This window comes from Streptomyces sp. SKN60, from assembly GCF_026236535.1.
Classification (GTDB): Bacteria; Actinomycetota; Actinomycetes; order Streptomycetales; family Streptomycetaceae; genus Streptomyces.
In genome coordinates this window covers 199,984-219,506 of record NZ_JAHTMW010000001.1, presented here as the reverse complement: position 1 = coordinate 219,506, position 19,523 = coordinate 199,984, and the positions used below count along the sequence as shown (strand labels likewise).

The 19,523-nt window shown below is 72.2% G+C and carries 15 protein-coding genes; 7 read left to right on the top strand and 8 right to left on the bottom strand.

The window, feature by feature from the left end:
- Nucleotides 1-58 precede the first annotated feature (58 nt).
- Complete coding sequence (locus KV205_RS01040) at nt 59-1,435, top strand: VWA domain-containing protein (protein WP_265861342.1); 1,377 nt, start codon at nt 59-61, stop codon at nt 1,433-1,435.
- 21 nt (nt 1,436-1,456) lie between these two features.
- Here the strand turns inward: KV205_RS01040 and KV205_RS01035 are convergent, their stop codons facing one another.
- The 3 genes from KV205_RS01035 to KV205_RS01025 all read right to left on the bottom strand — a co-directional run bounded on the left by KV205_RS01035 (nt 1,457) and on the right by KV205_RS01025 (nt 5,211).
- Nucleotides 1,457-2,260, bottom strand: a complete 804-nt coding sequence (locus KV205_RS01035; RefSeq protein WP_265861341.1) for a hypothetical protein — start codon at nt 2,258-2,260, stop codon at nt 1,457-1,459.
- Between the two features lie 162 nt (nt 2,261-2,422).
- Nucleotides 2,423-3,742: a metallophosphoesterase gene (locus tag KV205_RS01030; RefSeq protein WP_274709933.1), complete on the bottom strand. Its 1,320-nt coding sequence runs from the start codon at nt 3,740-3,742 to the stop codon at nt 2,423-2,425.
- A gap of 362 nt (nt 3,743-4,104) precedes the next feature.
- A complete protein-coding gene (locus KV205_RS01025; protein ID WP_046908646.1) occupies nt 4,105-5,211 on the bottom strand; it encodes a LacI family DNA-binding transcriptional regulator in 1,107 nt (368 codons plus the stop codon).
- A 404-nt stretch (nt 5,212-5,615) separates the two neighbouring features.
- Between KV205_RS01025 and hisC the strand changes: the two genes are divergently transcribed.
- Nucleotides 5,616-6,722 (top strand): histidinol-phosphate transaminase, encoded by a 1,107-nt coding sequence (gene hisC / locus KV205_RS01020; RefSeq protein ID WP_265861339.1) that lies wholly within the window; start codon nt 5,616-5,618, stop codon nt 6,720-6,722.
- 43 nt (nt 6,723-6,765) lie between these two features.
- Here the strand turns inward: hisC and KV205_RS01015 are convergent, their stop codons facing one another.
- Nucleotides 6,766-7,143 carry a cyclophilin-like fold protein gene (locus tag KV205_RS01015; RefSeq protein WP_265861338.1) on the bottom strand — a complete coding sequence of 126 codons (378 nt, stop codon included), beginning with the start codon at nt 7,141-7,143 and terminating at the stop codon, nt 6,766-6,768.
- 215 nt (nt 7,144-7,358) lie between these two features.
- On the opposite strand from KV205_RS01015, the gene KV205_RS01010 reads away from it, so the two are divergent.
- The 4 genes from KV205_RS01010 to KV205_RS00995 are packed head-to-tail and all read left to right on the top strand — an operon-like array spanning nt 7,359 to nt 15,311.
- On the top strand, nt 7,359-8,864 hold the full coding sequence (locus tag KV205_RS01010) for a cytochrome ubiquinol oxidase subunit I (protein ID WP_265861336.1): 1,506 nt from the start codon (nt 7,359-7,361) through the stop codon (nt 8,862-8,864).
- Between the two features lie 19 nt (nt 8,865-8,883).
- Nucleotides 8,884-9,888, top strand: coding sequence for a cytochrome d ubiquinol oxidase subunit II (gene cydB, locus KV205_RS01005; protein WP_265861335.1), 1,005 nt, complete (start codon nt 8,884-8,886; stop codon nt 9,886-9,888).
- A 42-nt stretch (nt 9,889-9,930) separates the two neighbouring features.
- A complete protein-coding gene (cydD, locus tag KV205_RS01000; protein WP_265861334.1) occupies nt 9,931-13,578 on the top strand; it encodes a thiol reductant ABC exporter subunit CydD in 3,648 nt (1,215 codons plus the stop codon).
- A gap of 20 nt (nt 13,579-13,598) precedes the next feature.
- Nucleotides 13,599-15,311 carry a GAF domain-containing protein gene (locus KV205_RS00995; RefSeq protein WP_265861332.1) on the top strand — a complete coding sequence of 571 codons (1,713 nt, stop codon included), beginning with the start codon at nt 13,599-13,601 and terminating at the stop codon, nt 15,309-15,311.
- A gap of 39 nt (nt 15,312-15,350) precedes the next feature.
- On the opposite strand, the gene KV205_RS00990 is transcribed toward KV205_RS00995, so the two are convergent.
- Entirely contained in the window at nt 15,351-16,211 is an 861-nt protein-coding gene (locus tag KV205_RS00990) for a Cof-type HAD-IIB family hydrolase (protein WP_265861331.1), read from the bottom strand.
- 178 nt (nt 16,212-16,389) lie between these two features.
- Here KV205_RS00990 and KV205_RS00985 point away from each other — a divergent pair, with 178 nt between their 5' ends.
- The gene (locus tag KV205_RS00985) at nt 16,390-17,292 is read left to right on the top strand and encodes an LLM class flavin-dependent oxidoreductase (RefSeq protein ID WP_265861330.1); all 903 of its coding nucleotides are present in this window, start codon (nt 16,390-16,392) and stop codon (nt 17,290-17,292) included.
- A gap of 43 nt (nt 17,293-17,335) precedes the next feature.
- Here KV205_RS00985 and KV205_RS00980 read toward each other — a convergent pair whose 3' ends face one another.
- From KV205_RS00980 to KV205_RS00970, 3 genes are all read right to left on the bottom strand, one after another.
- Nucleotides 17,336-17,797 (bottom strand): hypothetical protein, encoded by a 462-nt coding sequence (locus KV205_RS00980; RefSeq protein WP_265861329.1) that lies wholly within the window; start codon nt 17,795-17,797, stop codon nt 17,336-17,338.
- 37 nt (nt 17,798-17,834) lie between these two features.
- Entirely contained in the window at nt 17,835-18,377 is a 543-nt protein-coding gene (locus KV205_RS00975; RefSeq protein WP_265861884.1) for an RNA 2'-phosphotransferase, read from the bottom strand.
- 117 nt (nt 18,378-18,494) lie between these two features.
- The gene (locus KV205_RS00970; protein WP_265861328.1) at nt 18,495-19,448 is read right to left on the bottom strand and encodes a MerR family transcriptional regulator; all 954 of its coding nucleotides are present in this window, start codon (nt 19,446-19,448) and stop codon (nt 18,495-18,497) included.
- Nucleotides 19,449-19,523: the final 75 nt, after the last annotated feature.

Below are 19,523 nucleotides of genomic sequence, written 5' to 3'. Positions count from 1 at the left end.
GTCCGGAAAGAACGGCAAGAACAAGCCATTCGGGCCGTGCACTCGGCAGACTGAGTCCATGACAGCGAGATCCCTCAGCAAGGGTGCCAACGTGGCCGTGGAGTCTTCGGCGTTGCGTGTCGAGCTCGTCTGGAGCCAGGGAGCGGGGGTGCCCGATGTCGATGCCTCGGCGCTGCTGCTGACGTCGGGCGGGCGGGTGCGGGACGACGGGGACTTCGTCTTCTACAACCAGCCGCGGCATGCGTCCGGGGCCGTGGCTCATCTGGGGAAGCAGAGCGCGGCCGGTGGTATGAGCGACACCGTGGCGGTGGACCTCGGCTCGCTGGAGGCCGGGATCGAGCGGGTCGTGTTGTGCGCGTCGGCGGACGGGGGGACGTTCGGGCAGGTGCCCGGGCTGATGATGCGGCTGCTCGACGCGGCTTCCGGGGACGAGGTGGCGCGCTTCGAGATGACGGCCGGGACCGAGACGGCGTTCATCTGCGGCGAGCTGTATCTGCGGCAGGGGCAGTGGAAGTTCCGGGCCGTGGGGCAGGGGTACGCGGCGGGACTCGCCGGTCTCGCCACGGAGTTCGGCATCACGGTCGACGAGCCGGCCACGGGTGCTGCCCCTCCGCCCGTCCCCGTCCCCGTACCGTCGCCGCCGCAGGCGCCGGCGCCGGCCGCCGGACCGCGGCTCACCAAGGGCGAGGAGCGGCTGCCCGTGGACATGCGCAAGCGGCTGTCGCTGCGCAAGGAACAGGTCGCGGTCAGTCTGCGCAAGCACGGGGCGGAGGGGGTCGTCGCGCGGGTCGTGCTCGTGCTCGACGCCTCCGGTTCCATGAGCTTTCTGTACACCCGGGGCGTCGTGGCCGACGTGGTCGAGCGGATGGCCGCGGTCGCCGCGCAGCTCGACGACGACGGCGAGATGCAGGCCTGGACCTTCGCCTCGCAGCCGGCTCGGCTGCCCGACCTGCGGCTCGGCGAGCTCCCCGACTGGCTGCGGCTGCACGTACGCGTCGGGCAGGTGGGCCTCTTCCGCCGCAACAAGAGGCCGAGGGGGCTCGAACCCGGCCAGGTCGACATGCGGACGGTCGGCATCCAGAACGAGGAGCAGCGCGTCATCGCCGAGGTGCGCTCGTACGTCGCCCAGCACCCCGCACCCGTCCCCACCCTGGTGCTGTTCTTCTCGGACGGCGGGGTCTATCGCAACGCCGAGATCGAGCAGGAGCTGCGCGCGGCGGTCGAGGAGCCGATCTTCTGGCAGTTCGTCGGCCTGGGTCGGTCCGACTACGGAGTCCTCGAACGGTTCGACACGCTGCCCGGCCGCCGCGTCGACAACGTCGGCTTCTTCTCCGTCGACGACATCAGTACGGTCCCCGACCCGGAGCTCTACGACCGGCTCCTGTCCGAGTTCCCGAGCTGGATCACCGCGGCGCGCCAGGCCGGCATCCTCTGACCCCCGACCTCTGTCCGACGGCTATTCGGGCTGTCGCTCCGGTGAGCCGAAGTCCGGGCTGGTGAAGTCCGGGCTGGAGTACGTGGGGCGGATGTCGGACGCGCCCTCGTTGGGGCTGGAGAAGTCCGGGCCGCTGTAGCCGATCTTGGGTATCCGGCTGGCCGGGGGCGGGGTCTGTTTCGGTACGGAGGGCGGCGGTGTCGCGGCGAGGGCGTCGCGGAGGAACGGGAGCACGCCCCGTTCCAGGAGCGCCGCGCGCCAGGCGGCCCGGGCGCGGGTCAGTTCGTCGTCGGGGGCCTCGGCAGGGACCTCGGTGGCGCTGTTGCGCAGCGCGGTGACGAGGAGGCTGGCCCCCGCCCACAGCAGGCCGGCCGCGGCGACGGAGCCGAAGAACAGGCCCGCGGTGAGCAGCGCGTCGGCGAAGGCCGGGGCCGGGTCCAGCATCTTCAGGACGGCGCCGACCAGCAGGAAGATGACGGCCGCGGTGCCCGCGAGGAGCGGGGCGAGGACGGTCACGACGGCGACGACGCCCGCACCGTCCGGGCCGCCGGTCCGGGTCTCGGCCGGGTCCGGTGCGGCGGTCGCCCGCACCTGTTCCCGGATCTGCTCGCGGACCTTCACGAAGTGGTCGTACTCGGTCGCGGCGGCGGTGGTGATGAGCGCGGTCGCGTTCAGGGCCATCGCGCGCAGCTGGGTCGTGCTGAGCCGGGTCCCGGCCTCGGCGAGGTCCGGGTGGGCGTGCGCGTTGCGCAGTGCGTCGTCGAGGACCCGCTCGAACTCGGCGCGGTCCTCGGTCAGCAGGTGCGGAGCCACGTTCATTCGCATCCCCCGATGCTCCGTACGGGCCGGAACCGACCGTGACGGGACGGCGGTTCAGGCGGAAACGGAGGAGAGCCTGCTACGGATGAGCCGATGGTAGGGCGGCCACGGCACGTGGTGACAGGGTGTTTCGGGAAATCGACTTCCCCGGATGCGGAGTGTTATGCGTCAGGCGGGCAGCGGGAGTTGGACGACCAGCAGCTTTCCGGCCATGGTCACTCCGCCGTCCATCGCGATGGCGAGCCCGTCCGCGTACACGTGCGGGCCGTCCACGACCGGGCGCTCGCCCTCCTCGCCGTCCTCCGTGCCGACCTGGCCGAGGAGGTACGGGATGGGGCTGTGGCCGTGCACGATCCGGCGCCCGCCGTAGGTGCCGAGCAGCTCCTGCACCGCCTGCGGCCCCGACGCCTCGTCACGGAACGCGAAGCGCTTGGTGAACTTCCGGAAGAGGTCCCAGACTTCGTCCGCGTCGTTCCGGGTGAGGATCTCGTGGACCTTGTCGTTGACGTCCTCGATGGTCTGGCCGTACTCCAGGTACGCGGTGGTGTCCGAGTGCAGCAGCAGGTGCCCGTCCTGCTCCACCACGGCGTCGAGCCGGGACATCCACTGCAGGTGCATGTCCGTGAGGCGGTCCATGTCGTGCTTCTGGCCGCCGTTGAGCAGCCAGGCGGCCTGGAAGGTGGCGGTGCCGGCGCCGGAGTTGACCGGGGTGTCGCCGAAGCGCTTGGCGCCGATGAGCAGCAGTTCGTGATTGCCCATCAGGGCCTTGCAGTAGCCGCCGGCGGCGGCCGCCTCGGCGGACAGGCGCATCACGAGGTCGATCACCCCGATGCCGTCGGGGCCGCGGTCGGTGAAGTCGCCGAGGAACCACAGGCGGGCGTTGCCCGCGGCCCAGCTGCCGTTCTCGTCGATGAGGCCCTGGGCGCGCAGCGCCTCCAGGAGCTCGTCCAGGTAGCCGTGGACGTCGCCCACGACGTAGAGCGGGCCGCGGCCGTCGGGCGCGGCGGGGGCGGGCAGCGGCGCCGTGGCGACCGGGACCTGGAGGGTGTCGGTCCGCTTGATCACCGGCAGGTCGCGCTCGGTCGGCGTGTAGCCCTCGGGCGGTGCGTCGTCCGGGTAGGCGTTGCCGGGGTGGCCGGAGGCGGCGGGAGCCGCGGGGGCTGCGGGGGCTGCGGGGGTTGCGGGCGCCGCCGGGGCCGGCGCGCCGGCCGGAGCGCCGTAGGAGGGCTCGTACGCCGCCTGGGGCGCGTTCGCCAGGGGGTGCTGGGGCGTGAGGGACCCGAGGTGCAGCGTGGCATCGGCGGGCGCGGGGGTGGGTGCCGGTGCGGACGCGGGTGCCGGTGCGGTCGCGGCCGGGGGTGCGGGGACCTCGGCCGGGAACGGCTCGCCCGTATGGCCCTGGACGGGCACCCGCGCGTACGGAGGTACACGGAAGTCACGCAACGTCGCCGTGCGCACCACGGGTTCCTGCCCGGCCCCCTGTGTCATCGACCCCTCCACCACCGTCGCGATGCCCTGCACATCGCGGACCGGTCCTGGTCGGGGTGGCCCGCGGTGTCGTCCGCCCATCATAGGAATGAGCGTCCTCCTGTGTGACGCACCAGGGGTGGTGAATCCGGGTCCACTCCGGGTTCACCGGTTGTTTCGCCCGAATTGAGAAGGTCCAGGCCAGGGAAGGGACCGGGCCGCGCCGAGGTTTGGCCCCGGACCGCGCCAGAGATGCGGCCCCCGCCCCGCACCTCTGGCCCCGACCCCGCCCCCGTTCCCGCCCCGACCCCGCCCCCGTTTCCGGCCGCGCGTCCCCGCGCGCGGCCGGTTCCCCGCGCCCCCCGTCCGCTCCCCCCTCGGGATCAGTCCTTCGAGGGAGAGCGCGGCGGGCTGACCGTCGTCCGCGGCGAGCGGCGCTGCGAGGAGGTGCGGACGATCAGCTCCGTCGGTATCACCTGCTCGACCGGGCCGTCCGTCTCGATGCCCTCGATGGCGTCGATGAGCAGCTGGACGACGGCGGTGCCGATCCGGCGCGGTTTGAGCGAGAGCGTCGTGATCGGCGGCTCGGTGTTCGCGTAGACCGTGGACTCGCTGCAGCACACGAGCAGCAGGTCGTCCGGGACCCGCAACCCGTAGCGGCGGGCCGCCGCGAGCAGATCGGTGCCGTTGGGGTCGAAGAGCCCGTAGACGGCGTCCGGGCGGTCCGGCCGGGCGAGCAGCCGGTCGGCGGCGACGGCCCCCGCACACGGGTCGTGCGCCGGGTAGGCCTCGTAGACCGGGTCCTGGCCGACCCGTTCGCACCAGTTGAGGTAGGCGGTGGTGGACAGGCGGGTGTACGTGTCGGTGGTGGTGCCGGTGAGCAGGCCGATCCGGCGGGCGCCGGCCGCGGCCAGGTGGTCGAGCAGGTCGAGGACGGCGGCCTCGTGGTCGTTGTCGACCCAGGCCGTCACCGGCAGGGTGCCGGCGGGGCGTCCGTCGGAGACGACGGGCAGCCCCTGGCGGACCAGTTCGGTGACCACCGGGTCGTGGTCGGAGGGGTCGATGACGACGGTGCCGTCGAGGGCGACGTTCGACCACACGTCGTGGCGGGAGGTGGCGGGGAGGATGACGAGGGCGTAGCCGCGGGCGAGCGCGGCGGACGTGGCGGCTCTCGCCATCTCCGCGAAATACGCGAATTCGGTGAAGGTGAAAGGTTCATCCCCGTATGTGGTCACGGTCAGGCCGATGAGTCCCGACTTGCCCGTACGGAGCGTGCGGGCCGCCGCGGACGGGCGGTAGCCCAGCCGGTCTGCGACCTCGCGGACGTGACGGCGGGTGGCGTCCGGGAGCCGGCCCTTGCCGTTGAGCGCGTCGGAGACAGTCGTGATGGAGACCCCGGCGGCGGCGGCCACGTCCCGGATGCCCGCTCGACCCTGCCGGCTTCCCCGGGTCTGTGCCCGGCTCACCTGGTGCTTCCCTGCTGCTGTCATGGCGAGCCGATAGTAGGGCGATGGGGGTGGGTTGAGCCGGTCGCATATGCAGGCATTGACAGGCACGTTTCTGCATGATCGAGAAACGTCAATGGCCTTGGAAACAAAGAAAGTTCAGGTCAGCGCCATGGGACCTGGGGCCCCGGGTGCTCATGCGCCTGGTGTGGGGGCGAGGTCTCGAAGAGGTCTCAACTCACCTCTACGGGGGATGCGCGCCACGGCGCTCGCCACCGGCGCGCGCCACCCCGCCGCGCGCTCCCCCCTGGGTTGTCCCCTGGGTTGTCCACAGGGTCGGCCGGGCCGAGGGCCGTGGTGGACCTTTTGTCCACAGCCCATTCGCAGCGGAGCCGAATCCTCATAAGGTGAGGAGTATTGGTGGTACGGAAGGTCGAGGAGGACACAGAGTGAGCGAGACCAGCGGGACGAGCGGGACGAGCGCGTCGGGCCCCAGGCTGCGCGCCGAGCTGGACGGCGTCCCCACCTACAAGCCGGGCAAGCCGGCCGCCGCGGGCGGTCCGGTCGCCTTCAAGCTGTCCTCCAACGAGAACCCGTATCCGCCGCTGCCCGGCGTCATGGAGAGCACGCTGGCCGCCGCCGCGAACTTCAACCGCTACCCGGACATGGCGTGCACGGGGCTGATGGAGGAGCTGGCCGACCGCTTCGGCGTGCCCGTCTCGCACCTGGCCACCGGCACCGGCTCGGTCGGCGTGGCCCAGCAGCTGCTGCAGGCCACGGCGGGCCCGGGCGACGAGGTGATCTACGCCTGGCGCTCCTTCGAGGCGTACCCGATCATCACGCAGATCAGCGGGGCCACCTCGGTACAGGTGCCGCTGACCGAGGGCGAGGTGCACGACCTCGACGCGATGGCGGCGGCGATCACCGACCGGACCCGGCTGATCTTCGTCTGCAACCCGAACAACCCCACGGGCACCGCGGTGCGCCGCGCCGAGCTGGAGCGCTTCCTGGACCGGGTGCCCTCCGACGTCCTGGTGGTGCTCGACGAGGCGTACAAGGAGTTCGTCCGCGACGCCGACGTACCGGACGGCATCGAGATCTACCGCGACCGGCCGAACGTGGCGGTGCTGCGGACCTTCTCGAAGGCGTACGGCCTGGCCGGCCTGCGGGTGGGCTTCGCGGTCGCCCACGAGCCGGTGGCGGCGGCGCTCCGCAAGACGGCGGTCCCGTTCGGGGTGAGCCAGCTGGCGCAGGACGCGGCGGTGGCCTCGCTGCGGGCGGAGGACGAGCTGCTTGGGCGGGTCGGCTCGCTGGTGGCCGAGCGCGCGCGGGTCCATGCGGGGCTCGTGGCCCAGGGCTGGACCGTGCCGGACACCCAGGCGAACTTCGTCTGGCTGCGGCTCGGCGAGCGGACCATGGACTTCGCGGCGGAGTGCGAGCGGCACGGCGTGGTCGTGCGGCCGTTCGCGGGGGAGGGCGTCCGCGTCACGATCGGTGAGTGCGAGGCGAACGATCTGTTCCTGAAGACGGCGGAGGGCTTCCGCAAGGACGGCTGAGCCGGCGGGTCGGTACGGCTGAGCCGAGTCGTTCGGGGCCGGGTCAGTCCACGAGTTCGACGCGGATCGGGTCGCCGTCCCTGACGGTGGCCAGAATCCGCGGGTCCGCGTCCAGCGCGCCCAGGATGTTGCAGGGGCTCGCGAGCCGCGGTTCGTCCCCGCGCGAGATCGGCGTCGGGCCGTAGGGGAGGGCGAGCGCGTCGCCCTCCGTCCAGAAGGCCACCGTGCCCGGGGCGACGACCTGCCGGGCGTCGGATTCGAGCGGCACGGAGACCGGAGTGTCGAAGTAGACCTCCTCGCCCCAGGTCCGGGCGGTGGAGGAGATCGGGAGAGCCCCCGCGAGCGCCTTGCTCGTGGGGGTTTCCTCGATGGTGGCCGTGGTGTGGCCGGCGGGCCAGGAGATGCGTATCCGAAGGGTCATGGCCGGGATTCAACAATATGTTGAAGTCCTTGGGAAGAGGTGGCCCACGGGGTGACCCTTGACATAGGGACCCCGCCTGTACGTACGGATTTCGTATGAGCCATAATGCTTGTGAATGTGAACGCGTTCACAAGCGTGTCCCTGTTCCTCCCGAAATGGGTCGGATCAAAGGGGCAAACTGCCGTTGTGACCACGGCGACGTAAGGAGAGACGACGTGGATCTAGCGTTGGCGCCGGAGACTCTGGCGCGCTGGCAGTTCGGCATCACGACCGTCTACCATTTCCTCTTCGTACCGCTGACGATCTCCCTCGCCGCCCTCACCGCCGGTCTCCAGACGGCCTGGGTGCGCACCGAGAAGGAGAAGTACCTCAAGGCGACGAAGTTCTGGGGCAAGCTCTTCCTGATCAACATCGCGATGGGTGTCGTCACCGGCATCGTGCAGGAGTTCCAGTTCGGCATGAACTGGTCCGACTACTCGCGCTTCGTCGGCGACATCTTCGGCGCTCCCCTGGCCTTCGAGGCCCTGATCGCCTTCTTCTTCGAGTCGACCTTCATCGGTCTGTGGATCTTCGGCTGGGACAAGCTCCCCAAGAAGATCCACCTCGCCTGCATCTGGATGGTGTCGATCGGCACGGTCCTGTCCGCGTACTTCATCCTGGCCGCCAACTCCTGGATGCAGCACCCGGTCGGCTACAAGATCAACGCTGAGCGGGGGCGGGCCGAGCTCACCGACTTCTGGCACGTGCTCACCCAGAACACCGCCCTCACCCAGTTCTTCCACACCATCACCGCGGCCTTCCTGGTCGGCGGCGCCTTCATGGTCGGCATCGCCGCCTTCCACCTGGCGCGCAAGAAGCACGTCGCGGTGATGCGGACCTCGCTGCGGCTCGGCCTGATCACGCTGATCATCGCCGGTCTCGGCACCGCGATCAGCGGAGACCTGCTGGGCAAGGTCATGTTCAAGCAGCAGCCGATGAAGATGGCCGCCGCAGAGGCCTTGTGGGACGGCGAGGCGCCGGCTCCGTTCTCCGTCTTCGCCTACGGCGACGTCGAGAAGGGCCACAACAAGGTCGCCATAGAGATCCCGGGCCTGCTGTCCTTCCTCGCGAACGACGACTTCAGCTCGTACGTCCCCGGCATCAACGACGTCAACAAGGCGGAGCAGGAGCGCTTCGGGCCCGGCGACTACCGGCCCAACATCCCGGTCGCCTACTGGGGCTTCCGCTGGATGATCGGCTTCGGCATGGCGTCCCTGGCCGTCGGCGTCGTCGGACTCTGGCTGACCCGCAAGAAGTTCATGCTGGCGCCGGGGCTGAGGACCGGTGAGGACGACGTGCCGCATCTGGTCCTGTTCCGGCGGAAGGCGCTCAGCCCCCGCCTGGGCAAGTGGTACTGGATCGTCGCCCTGTGGACCATGCTCTTCCCGCTGATCGCCAACTCCTGGGGCTGGATCTTCACCGAGATGGGCCGTCAGCCGTGGGTGGTCTACGGCGTGCTGCGCACCCGTGACGCCGTCTCCCCCGGGGTCTCCCAGGGCGAGGTGCTCACCTCGATGATCGTCTTCACCCTGCTCTACGCCGTCCTCGCCGTGATCGAGGTCAAGTTGCTCGTCAAGTACGTGAAGGCCGGCCCGCCGGAGCTCACCGAGGACGACCTCAACCCGCCCACCCGGATCGGCGGGGACCGCGACGCCGACCGCCCCATGGCCTTCTCGTACTGAGGCTCAGGAGACCGAGGCAATGGAACTCCACGACGTCTGGTTCGTACTCATCGCCGTCCTCTGGACCGGCTATTTCTTCCTGGAGGGCTTCGACTTCGGGGTCGGCGTCCTGACCAAGCTGCTCGCCCGCGACCGGTCCGAGAAGCGGGTCCTCATCAACACCATCGGCCCGGTCTGGGACGGCAACGAGGTGTGGCTGCTCACGGCGGGCGGCGCGACCTTCGCCGCCTTCCCCGAGTGGTACGCGACCCTGTTCTCCGGCTTCTACCTGCCGCTGCTGCTCATCCTGGTCTGCCTCATCGTGCGCGGTGTCGCCTTCGAGTACCGGGCGAAGCGGCCGGAGGAGAACTGGCAGCGCAACTGGGAGCAGGCCATCTTCTGGACCTCGCTCGTCCCCGCGTTCCTCTGGGGCGTGGCCTTCGGCAACATCGTGCGCGGCGTGAAGATCGACAAGAACTTCGAGTACGTGGGCGACTTCTGGGACCTGCTCAACCCGTACGCGCTGCTCGGCGGTCTGGTCACGCTGACCCTCTTCACCTTCCACGGCACGGTGTTCGCCGCGCTCAAGACGGTGGGGGACATCCGGGTCCGGGCCCGTGCGCTCGCGCTGAAGCTGGGCCTGGTCACGGCGGTGCTCGCGCTCGGCTTCCTCGTCTGGACCCAGCTGGACACGGGCGACGCCTGGAGCCTGGCCGCGATGCTGGTCGCGGTTGTGTCCCTGGTCGGTGCGATCGGCGCGATCCGGGCCGGGCGCGAGGGCTGGTCGTTCGCGCTCTCCGGTGTCACGATCGCGGCCGCGGTGGCCATGCTCTTCCTGGCGCTCTTCCCGAACGTCATGCCGTCGACGCTCGACCCGGCGTGGAGCCTGACCGTCACCAACGCCTCGTCGAGCCCGTACACGCTCAAGATCATGACGTGGTGCGCGGCCGTGGCGACCCCGCTGGTGCTGCTCTATCAGAGCTGGACCTACTGGGTGTTCCGTAAGCGGATCGGTACGCAGCACATCGCGGAACCGGCCCACTAGCCACCGCACACCAGCCACCGCTCACCGGGGAGCATGTTTCACGTGAAACCGATCGATCCGCGTCTGATGCGCTACGCACGGGCCACCCGGTTCTTCCTGCTTGCGGTGGTCGGCCTCGGCCTGGTCGGGGCGGCCCTGATCGTCGGCCAGGCGATGCTCATCGCCGAGGTCGTGGTGGGGGCCTTCCAGAAGGGTCTGTCGGTCTCCGGACTCGGCACGCCCCTGCTGCTGCTCGCCGCGGTGGCGGTCGGGCGGGCCCTGGTCTCCTGGCTCACCGAGCTCGCCGCCCACCGGGCGAGCGCGGCGGTCAAGTCCGAACTGCGCGGCCGGCTGCTCCAGCGGGCCGCGCGGCTCGGCCCGGGGTGGCTCGGCGGGCAGAAGGCCGGTTCGCTGGCCGCGCTCGCGACCCGGGGCGTGGACGCCCTGGACGACTACTTCGCCCGCTATCTGCCCCAGTTGGGGCTCGCGGTCGTGGTGCCGGTGGCGGTGCTCGCCCGGATCGTCACCGAGGACTGGATCTCGGCGGCGATCATCGTGGTGACCCTGCCGCTGATCCCGGTCTTCATGATCCTCATCGGCTGGTACACCCAGGCCCGGATGGACCGGCAGTGGAAGCTGCTGTCCCGGCTCTCCGGGCACTTCCTGGACGTGGTGGCCGGCCTGCCCACCCTCAAGGTCTTCGGCCGCGCCAAGGCCCAGGCCGAGAACATCCGGGCGATCACCGCCGACTACCGGCGGGCGACCATGCGGACGCTGCGGATCGCGTTCCTCTCCTCCTTCGCCCTGGAGCTGCTCTCGACCCTGTCGGTCGCGCTGGTCGCGGTCGCCATCGGCATGCGCCTGGTCCACGGCGACCTCGACCTCTACACCGGGCTCGTCATTCTGGTCCTCGCGCCCGAGGCGTATCTGCCGCTGCGGCAGGTGGGCACGCAGTACCACGCGGCCGCCGAGGGGCTTGCCGCCGCCGAGGAGATCTTCGAGGTCCTCGAAAGCCCGCTGCCGGCCAGCGGTACGGGGGCGGTGCCCGCGTCGGTACGCCTGGAGCTCGACCGGGTCACCGTCCGGCACCCCGGGCGCGCCGCGCCCTCCCTGGACGCCGCCTCCCTCACCGTGGAGCCCGGCGAGACGGTGGCCCTGGTCGGGCCGAGCGGCGTCGGCAAGTCCACCCTGCTCGACGTGGTGCTCGGCTTCACCGCCCCCGAGGAGGGCACCGTCCGCATCGGCGGCGCGGACCTCGCCTCCCTCGACCTGGAGCAGTGGCGCTCCCGGATCGCCTGGGTGCCGCAGCGGCCCTGTCTCTTCGCCGGGACGATCGCCGAGAACGTACGGCTCGCCCGGCCCGACGCCTCCGACGAGGCGGTACGGCAGGCGCTCGGCGACGCGGGTGCCGACGGGTTCGTCGCCGAACTGCCCGACGGCGCGGACACCCCCCTCGGCGAGGACGGCGCCGGCCTCTCGGCCGGCCAGCGCCAGCGCCTGGCCCTGGCCCGTGCCTTCCTCGCCGACCGGCCGGTCCTGCTGCTCGACGAGCCGACCGCCGCGCTCGACGGCGAGACCGAGGCGGCCGTCGTCGACGCCGTCCGCCGCCTCTCCACCACCCGCACCGTCCTCCTGGTCGTCCACCGCCCCGCCCTCCTCGCCGTCGCCGACCGCGTGGTCCATCTGGCCCCGGCGGCGCGGGCGGACGAGGGCGCGGGTGAGGCGGCGGAGGCTGTGGGCGGTGCCGGTGCCGTGGGGCATCCGCAGGTGGCCGGGCTGCTGCCCGACGGCGCTCCCGCGACCGCCACGAGGGCCGAGGGTCTCGCCCGGGCGGAGCCGGGTGCCGCCGTCCCGGACAGCGCTCCCGCGTCGGGCGCACCTGCGGCGGCCGACGCGGCGGTGAGCGGCGCGTGGTCCGTCTTCCGGCGGGTGCGGGGGATGGCCGGGCGGTTCAGGGGGCGGATGGGGCTCGCGCTGGGGCTCGGGAGTCTGGCGCTGGGGTCGGCCGTGGGGCTGATGGCGGTGTCCGGGTGGCTGATCTCGCGGGCATCCGAACAGCCGCCCGTGCTCTATCTGATGGTCGCCGTCACCGCGACCCGCGCCTTCGGTATCGGGCGGGCCGTGTTCCGGTACGCGGAGCGGCTGGTGTCGCACGACGCCGTGCTGCGGATGCTCGCCGACCTCCGGGTCGCGGTCTACCGGCGCCTTGAGCGGATCGCCCCGGCCGGGCTGCGCCGCACCCGGCGCGGTGATCTGCTCGCCCGGCTGGTGCAGGACGTGGACGCGCTCCAGGACTACTGGCTGCGCTGGCTGCTGCCCGCGGGCGCGGCCGTCGTCGTCGGCGCCGGGTCGGTCGGGTTCCTCGCCTGGCTGCTGCCCGAGGCCGGCGCGGTGCTCGCGGCCGGCCTGCTGGTCGCCGGCGTCCTCGCTCCGATGGCCGGCGGCGCGCTCGCCCGGCGGGCCGAGCGGCAACTGGCGCCCGCGCGCGGTCTGCTCACCACCGCCGTCGTCGACCTGCTGCGCGGCTGCGCCGAACTCACCGTGGCCGGCGCCCTGGACGCCCGCCTCGCGCGCGCCGGGCGGGCCGACCGTACCCTCACCGGCATCGCCTCCCGGCAGTCCGCCGCCACCGCCCTGGGCGCCGGGCTCTCGGCCCTGGTCTGCGGCCTCACCGTCGCCGCCGCCGCGCTCGTCGGAGTCCAGGGGGTCCGCGACGGCCGCCTCGACGGCGTCGCGCTCGCCGTCGTGGTGCTCACCCCGCTGGCCGCCTTCGAGGCCGTCAACGGGCTGCCGCTCGCCGTGCAGTACCGCCAGCGGGTGCGGCGCAGCGCCGAGCGGGTGCTCGACGTGCTCGACGCGCCCGTGCCCGTACACGAGCCGGCGACGCCCGCCACTCCCCCGGCGAGCCCGTTCCCGCTGGAACTGGCCGGGCTCTCCGCGCGGCACGCCGGGCAGGACCGGCCGGCCCTCGCCGACTTCGCGCTCACCCTCCGCGCCGGGCACCGGGTCGCCGTGGTCGGCGCGTCCGGCTCCGGCAAGACCACGCTCGCGCAGGTGCTGCTTCGCTTCCTGGACGCCGAGTCCGGCACGTACCGGATCGGCGGAACCGACGCGACGGAGCTCGACGGCGACGCCGTCCGCCGCCTCGTCGGCCTGTGCGCGCAGGACGCGCACCTCTTCGACAGCACGCTGCGCGAGAACCTGCGGCTCGCCAGGACCGGAGCGGACGACGCCGAACTGCGCGAGGCGCTGCGCCGGGCCCGGCTCCTGGACTGGGTGGACGCGCTGCCCGACGGCCTCGACACGCTCGTCGGCGAGCACGGCTCCCGGCTCTCCGGCGGGCAGCGGCAGCGGCTCGCGCTCGCCCGGGCGCTGCTCGCCGACTTCCCGGTCCTGGTCCTCGACGAGCCGGCCGAGCACCTGGACCTGGCGACGGCCGACGCGCTCACCGACGACCTGCTGCGGGTCACCGAGGGCAGCACCACCGTCCTCATCACCCACCGGCTGCGCGGTCTCGACGCCGTCGACGAGGTCGTGGTCCTGGACCGCGGCCGCACCGTGCAGCGCGGGAGCTACGCCCAGCTCGCGGCGGCCGACGGCCCGCTGCGGCGGATGCTGGCACAGGAGCGGGAGAGCGATCTGCTGCTCGACCCGTCGGCCACGGCCACGGCCGCGACTACCTCTGACCGTCCGACTTTTCTCTCCAAATAGGACTAACTAGGCTCACGACCATGACAGCCGCCGTGCCCGACGCCCCGGACCCGCTCGAAGCCGCGACCCAGGCCACCCGCAGCCTGCACGGCCTCTCCACCGAGCTCACCGCGCGCGTGCCGCAGCTCCTGGAGGCGATGCGCTCCGTCGGCACCGGCCTCGAACTGCACACCACGCTCGACCGGATCTGCGAGACCGCCGCCGAGCTGGCCGGCGCCCGCTACGCCGCCATCGGCGTGATCGACGAAGAGGGCGAAGGACTCTCCGACTTCGTCACCTTTGGGGTCGTGGAGGAGGTCGCCCGCCGCATCGGGCGGCGCCCCGACGGGTACGCGGGGCTGCTCGGCGCGCTGATCCGCGAGCCGCAGACCATTCGCCTCGCCGATCTGTCGAGCGACCCGCGCTCGGCCGGCTTCCCGCCCGGGCACCCGCCGATGAAGACCTTCCTCGGCGTCCCCATCCGGGTCCAGGGCGAGATCTTCGGCAATCTCTACCTCGCCGAGAAGAACGGCGGCGGCGAGTTCAACGACTACGACGTGCACATGGTCCGGGTGCTCGCGACCGAGGCCGGCATCGCCATCGGCAACGCCCGGCTCTACGAGGCCGCCCGGCAGCGCGAGCGCTGGATCGACGGCTCGGTCGCCGTCACCACCGCGCTGCTCTCCGGCGGCGACGCGGACGACGCGCTCACCGTCGTCGCCGAACAGGCCCGCCGGCTCGCCGACGCGGCCGCGGGCATCGTCATGCTGCCGGCCGAGGAGGGCGGTCTGGAGATCGTGGCCGTCTGCTCGGCGCACGCGAGCAAGTCCCTCGGGGTGGTGATCCCGCCGGAGAGCCCGGTGGTGGAGCTGCTCATGGAGGGCGAGGCGGTGTTCGTCGACGACGCCTCCACGGACCCGCGGATGCTCAGCAGCCTCTCCGCGCAGTACGGGCCCGCGATGCTGCTGCCGCTGCAGAGCGGCGGGCGGGTGCTCGGTGCCCTCGCCACCCCGCGGGCGCGCGGCGACCGCCCGTTCACGGAGGCCGAGCGGACCCTGGCCACGCAGTTCGCCTCGCAGGCGGCGCTCGCCCTGATGATGGCCGAGGCCCAGCGCGACCGGGAGCGGCTCGCGGTCTACGAGGACCGCGACCGGATCGCCCGGGACCTGCACGACCTGGTCATCCAGCGCCTGTTCGCCACCGGGATGATGCTGGAGAGCGCCCAGCGGAAGTCGATCGTGCCGGCCGTGCGCGAGGGCGTCGGCAAGGCCGTCGACGAGCTGGACGTGACCATCCAGGAGATCCGCACGGCGATCTTCGCGCTCCAGCAGGGCCCGGCCGAGGCGCCGTCGGGGCTGCGCACCCGGGTGCTCCGGGAGATCAACATGGCGGCCGTGCCGCTCGGCTTCAAACCCGCGCACCGCTTCCTCGGCGCGATCGACGCGACGGTCGGCGACCTGACCGGCAAGAACCTCATCGCGGCGCTGCGCGAGGCGCTGTCCAACGCCTTCCGGCATGCCGGGGCGGGCCGCATCGAGGTGGTCGTGGACGCGACCGTGACCCTGCCCGACGGCACCCCCGGCGTGCGCCTGTCGGTCGCCGACGACGGCGTCGGCATCCCGGAGGGCGGCCGCCGCAGCGGTCTGCGCAACCTGGCCCGCCGCGCCGAGTCGCTGGGCGGCGCCAGCTGGTGCGACCCGGGCATCGGCGAGGACGGCGGCGGCACGACGGTGGTGTGGGAGGCCCCGCTGTAGCGGTGCCCTGGTGCTGACCGATGCCGGTCCCGTACGGGGCTAGCTGTTCCGTACGGCTTCGGCGACGAGCTCCTCGATGATCACCGCGACGCCGTCCTCGTTGTTGCCGGTGGTGCGGCCGGTGGCGGCGGCGATCACGTCGGGGTGGGCGTTGCCCATGGCGTACGAGCGGCCGGCCCAGGCGAGCATCTCGATGTCGTTCGGCATGTCGCCGAAGGCGGCGACCTCCTCGGGTGCGATGCCGCGCTCGGCGCAGCAGTGCGCCAGGGTGGAGGCCTTGGAGACGCCGAGGCCGCTGATCTCGATGAGCGCGGTGGGGCTGGAGCGGGTGAAGGAGGCCAGGTCGCCGGCGGCCTCGCGGGCGGTGGCGAGGAAGACGTCCGGGTCGAGCTCGGGGTGCTGGGCGAGCAGCTTGATGACCGGGGCGGCGGCGCCCGGGGCCTCCTCGAAGAGCAGCTTCTCGGCGGTGGCCACGGTGGCGCCCGGGTCGAGGAAGAACGGCGGGTACTTCGGCTCGTAGTGGATGCCGGTGGTCAGCTCCACGGCGAAGCTGGTGCCGGGGGCGGCGGCGCGCAGCGCCCGTACGACCTCCAGGGCGACGGGGCGCTCCAGGGGGCGTACCTCCAGAAACGTTCCTCCGGCGTGCAGGTCCACCACCGCGGCTCCGTTCGCGCAGATGGCGAGGCCGTGGCCGTGGACGTGGGAGCTGACGACGTCCATCCAGCGGGCCGGGCGTCCGGTGACGAAGAAGACCTCGATGCCCGCCCGCTCGGCTGCGGCGAGCGCCGCGATGGTGCGCTCGGAGACGGACTTGTCGTCCCGCAGGAGGGTGCCGTCGAGGTCGGTGGCGATCAGCCGGACGGCCGGGGCTTCGGAGCGCGCGGAGTGGGATGAGGTCACCGCACCATTCTTCCGCACAACCTGCACGGGCGTGCGAGGGGGCGCACATTTGAGTAACCGATATGTCACTCCGTGCCGCGGCGGGCGAGTGCCGGCCGGCGGTGCCCGGTGGCGCCCGGCGGCGGCCGGGGAAGTCCGGGAGGGGAGACCCGCCCGAGCCCGACGTAGGCTCGGGGCCATGAGCCTGCGCCTGAGCACCGTGATCCTGCCCGTCGACCGCTGGCACGAGGGAGGCCGCGCCAAGTGGCAGCGCGCCGAGGAACTCGGCTTCCACGCCGCGTACACGTACGACCATCTCTCGTGGCGCAGCTTCCGTGACGGCCCCTGGTTCGGCGCCCTGCCCACCCTCACCGCCGCCGCCACGGCCACGGACCGCCTGCGCCTGGGCACCCTGGTCACGTCGCCCAACTTCAGGCATCCGGTGACGCTCGCCAAGGAGCTGATCTCGCTCGACGACGTCTCCGGCGGGCGGATCACCCTCGGCATCGGCGCGGGCGGCAACGGCTTCGACGCCACCGCGCTCGGGCAGGAGGCCTGGACGCCGAAGGAGCGGGCGGACCGGTTCGGCGAGTTCGTGCCGCTGCTCGACCGGCTGCTCACCGAGGGCGCGGTCTCCCAGCAGGGCACCTTCTACACGGCCGACGAGGCCCGGAACATCCCCGGTTGCGTACAGCGTCCGCGGCTGCCGTTCGCGGTGGCCGCGACCGGGCCGCGCGGGCTGCGGCTGGCCGCCCGGTACGGGCAGGCGTGGGTGACGACGGGCGACCCGAAGCTGTACGAGACGGGTACCCCGGAGCAGTCGGTGGAGGCGCTGCGCGGGCAGGTCGAGAAGCTCGGCAAGGCGTGTGCCGAGTCCGGGCGGGACGTCGCGGAGCTGGACAAGATCCTGCTGACCGGCTTCACCCCGGACCGCGGCCGGCCGCTGGAGTCCGTGGCCGCCTTCGTCGACTTCGCCGGCCGCCATCAGGAGCTCGGCTTCACGGAGATCGTCGTCCACTGGCCGATCCCCGACTCGGACTTCGCCGCCGACCAGGCCGTGTTCGAGTCCATCGCCACCGAAGCGCTCGCTCAGCTCGGCTGACCACCGGGCGCTGTCCGCTGACCGGCCGCCGGCCGACGGCCGCTCAGCGGACCTTGCTGGACAGCCAGGGGGTGAGGGTGCCGCGGAGGACGAGTTCCTTGTAGGTCTCGTCGCCGGGGAGGGGGACGATCAGCCACCAGCCGGGCGGGAAGAAGCGGCCCTTCACGTGGGCGAGACCGCCGTGCACAGAGCGGAGGAAGGCGGGGGCGGAGTCGCGCGGGATGTCGTCGAAGACGATGCCGTCGACGGTGATCTGCGCGTCGTCCTCGGGGTAGAGGCGGACGGTGACGGAGGGGGAGCCGCCGAGCTCGACGAAGGCCTCGTGGGGGAGGGAGCCGTCCGGGTCGAGGACGGTGAAGACGCCGGCGGAGGTGCGGCGGGAGGTCTGGTCGGCGCCGATGTCGTCGGTGACCGTCAGCTCCAGGTTCAGCTCCTCGGCGACGGCGCGGATCGCTCCGACGGCCGATTCGGTCGTGGGCAGGTGCGGATGCCGGTGTCGTCCCATGGGGACGATCATGCCTGACGGCCGGCCGGGGGCGGGTTCAGCCGGGGAAGCGGATGAACTCCGGCGGTACGGAGTCGGTGAGCCAGACGCCGTTGGCGCTGATGTGGAAGACATGGCCGGCCCGGTGCATCGCGCCCGCGTCGACGCTGAGCACGAGGGGGCGGCCGCGGCGGGCGCCGACCCGGGTGGCGGTCTCGCGGTCGGGCGAGAGGTGGACGTGGTGGCGGGCCATGGGGCGCAGCCCCTCGGTCCGGATGGCGGGGAGCCGGTCGGCGACCGTACCGTGGTAGAGGTACGCGGGCGGCTCGGCGGGCGGCAGGTCCAGGTCGACCGGGACGGTGTGGCCCTGGCTGGCCCGGATCCGGGTGCCTTCGATCGCGAAGCGCTTCTTGTCGTTGGCGGCGACGACGTGGTCCAGTTCGGCCCGGGTGATCGGGAAGCCGTGTGCGGCGGCGGCCGCGAGGAGCGTGTCGATCTCGGTCCAGCCGTGCGGGTCGAGAACCAGTCCGATGCGCTCGGGCTGGTGACGCAGATGCTTCGAGAGGTACTTCGACACCCTCACGGTGCGTCTCTCGTCCACGGGGTGTTTTTCGTCGTTCATGAAATCCATTGAAGCCGCAGGTTTGTTCCACAGCCAAGTGGGTTTTTCCACAGGCAAGTTGACGATTCTGTGGACAACACCCCTGTGGAGTGCGGCCTATTGGGTGATTTGGCCATCCTTTGCGGCATTTGAGGCAAGAGTGTCCAATGTTCTTGTCTGCACCTCTCGTTCGGCCGCCGCGGTGACGAACGCCGCCACGTTCTCCGCGCCAACCAGCCTCTCCACGGCCCGAATCGTCTCCGTCGGCAGCGTCACCGCACGCGGCTCGCGCCCCTCCGGCGGCGGGTTGTCCCAGGACAGGTGGTGCTGGAGGTGCCGGGTGGCGAACAGGCGCATCGCCCGCGCGAGTTCGGCGTCCACCGTCTGCTGGGCCAGCGGCCGCAGCCGCCGTACCAGGGTCGCCGCCTCGGCCGCGTCGGCGTCCGTCGGCGGACGGTGCTCCAGATAGCGGGCGAAGACGTGCTCGCTGGTGAACTCCAGGAAGCGGGAGGCGATGTGCTCGACCTGGCCGCGAAGTTCCCGAAGATGTCCGGTGATTGCGGCGAGCGGAACGCCGGCCGCGTACAACTCGGCCGCCACCGCCAGCTCCTGGGGGCTCGGCACGAGGTACTCCTCGGTCTCCCGGTCGGGGATGCGCTCCAGGACCCCGAGCTCGATCGCCTCGCGGACCGCGTCCTCGTCGGGGGTGCCGCCGAAGCGGGCGTCGAGGTCGGCGCGGGAGATCCGGTCGGCCTCCTCGTCCGTCCACGGACCGTCGACCTCGGCCACCAGGCCGAGCACCCCGCCGAGGCCGCGCCCGGTGTCCCAGGCCTCCAGGAGCTCCTTGATGGAGGCCAGGGTGTAGCCGCGGTCGAGCAGGTCGGCGATCTGCCGCAGCCGGGCCAGATGGCTGTCCCCGTACACGTTCGACCTGCCCCGCCGCTCCGGGCGGGGCAGCAGTCCGCGGTCCTGGTAGGCGCGGATCGTCCGCACGGTGGCCCCGCTGTGATGGGCCAGATCCTCGATCCGGTATTCCGGCTGTGCCGCCCGCTCGGACAAACCCGTTCCCATCGCCCGCTCCCTTCACCCGTCGAGGGATGGTACGACTGCCCCGCCCGACCTCGTCCCGCCCCGTCCTGCTCCGCC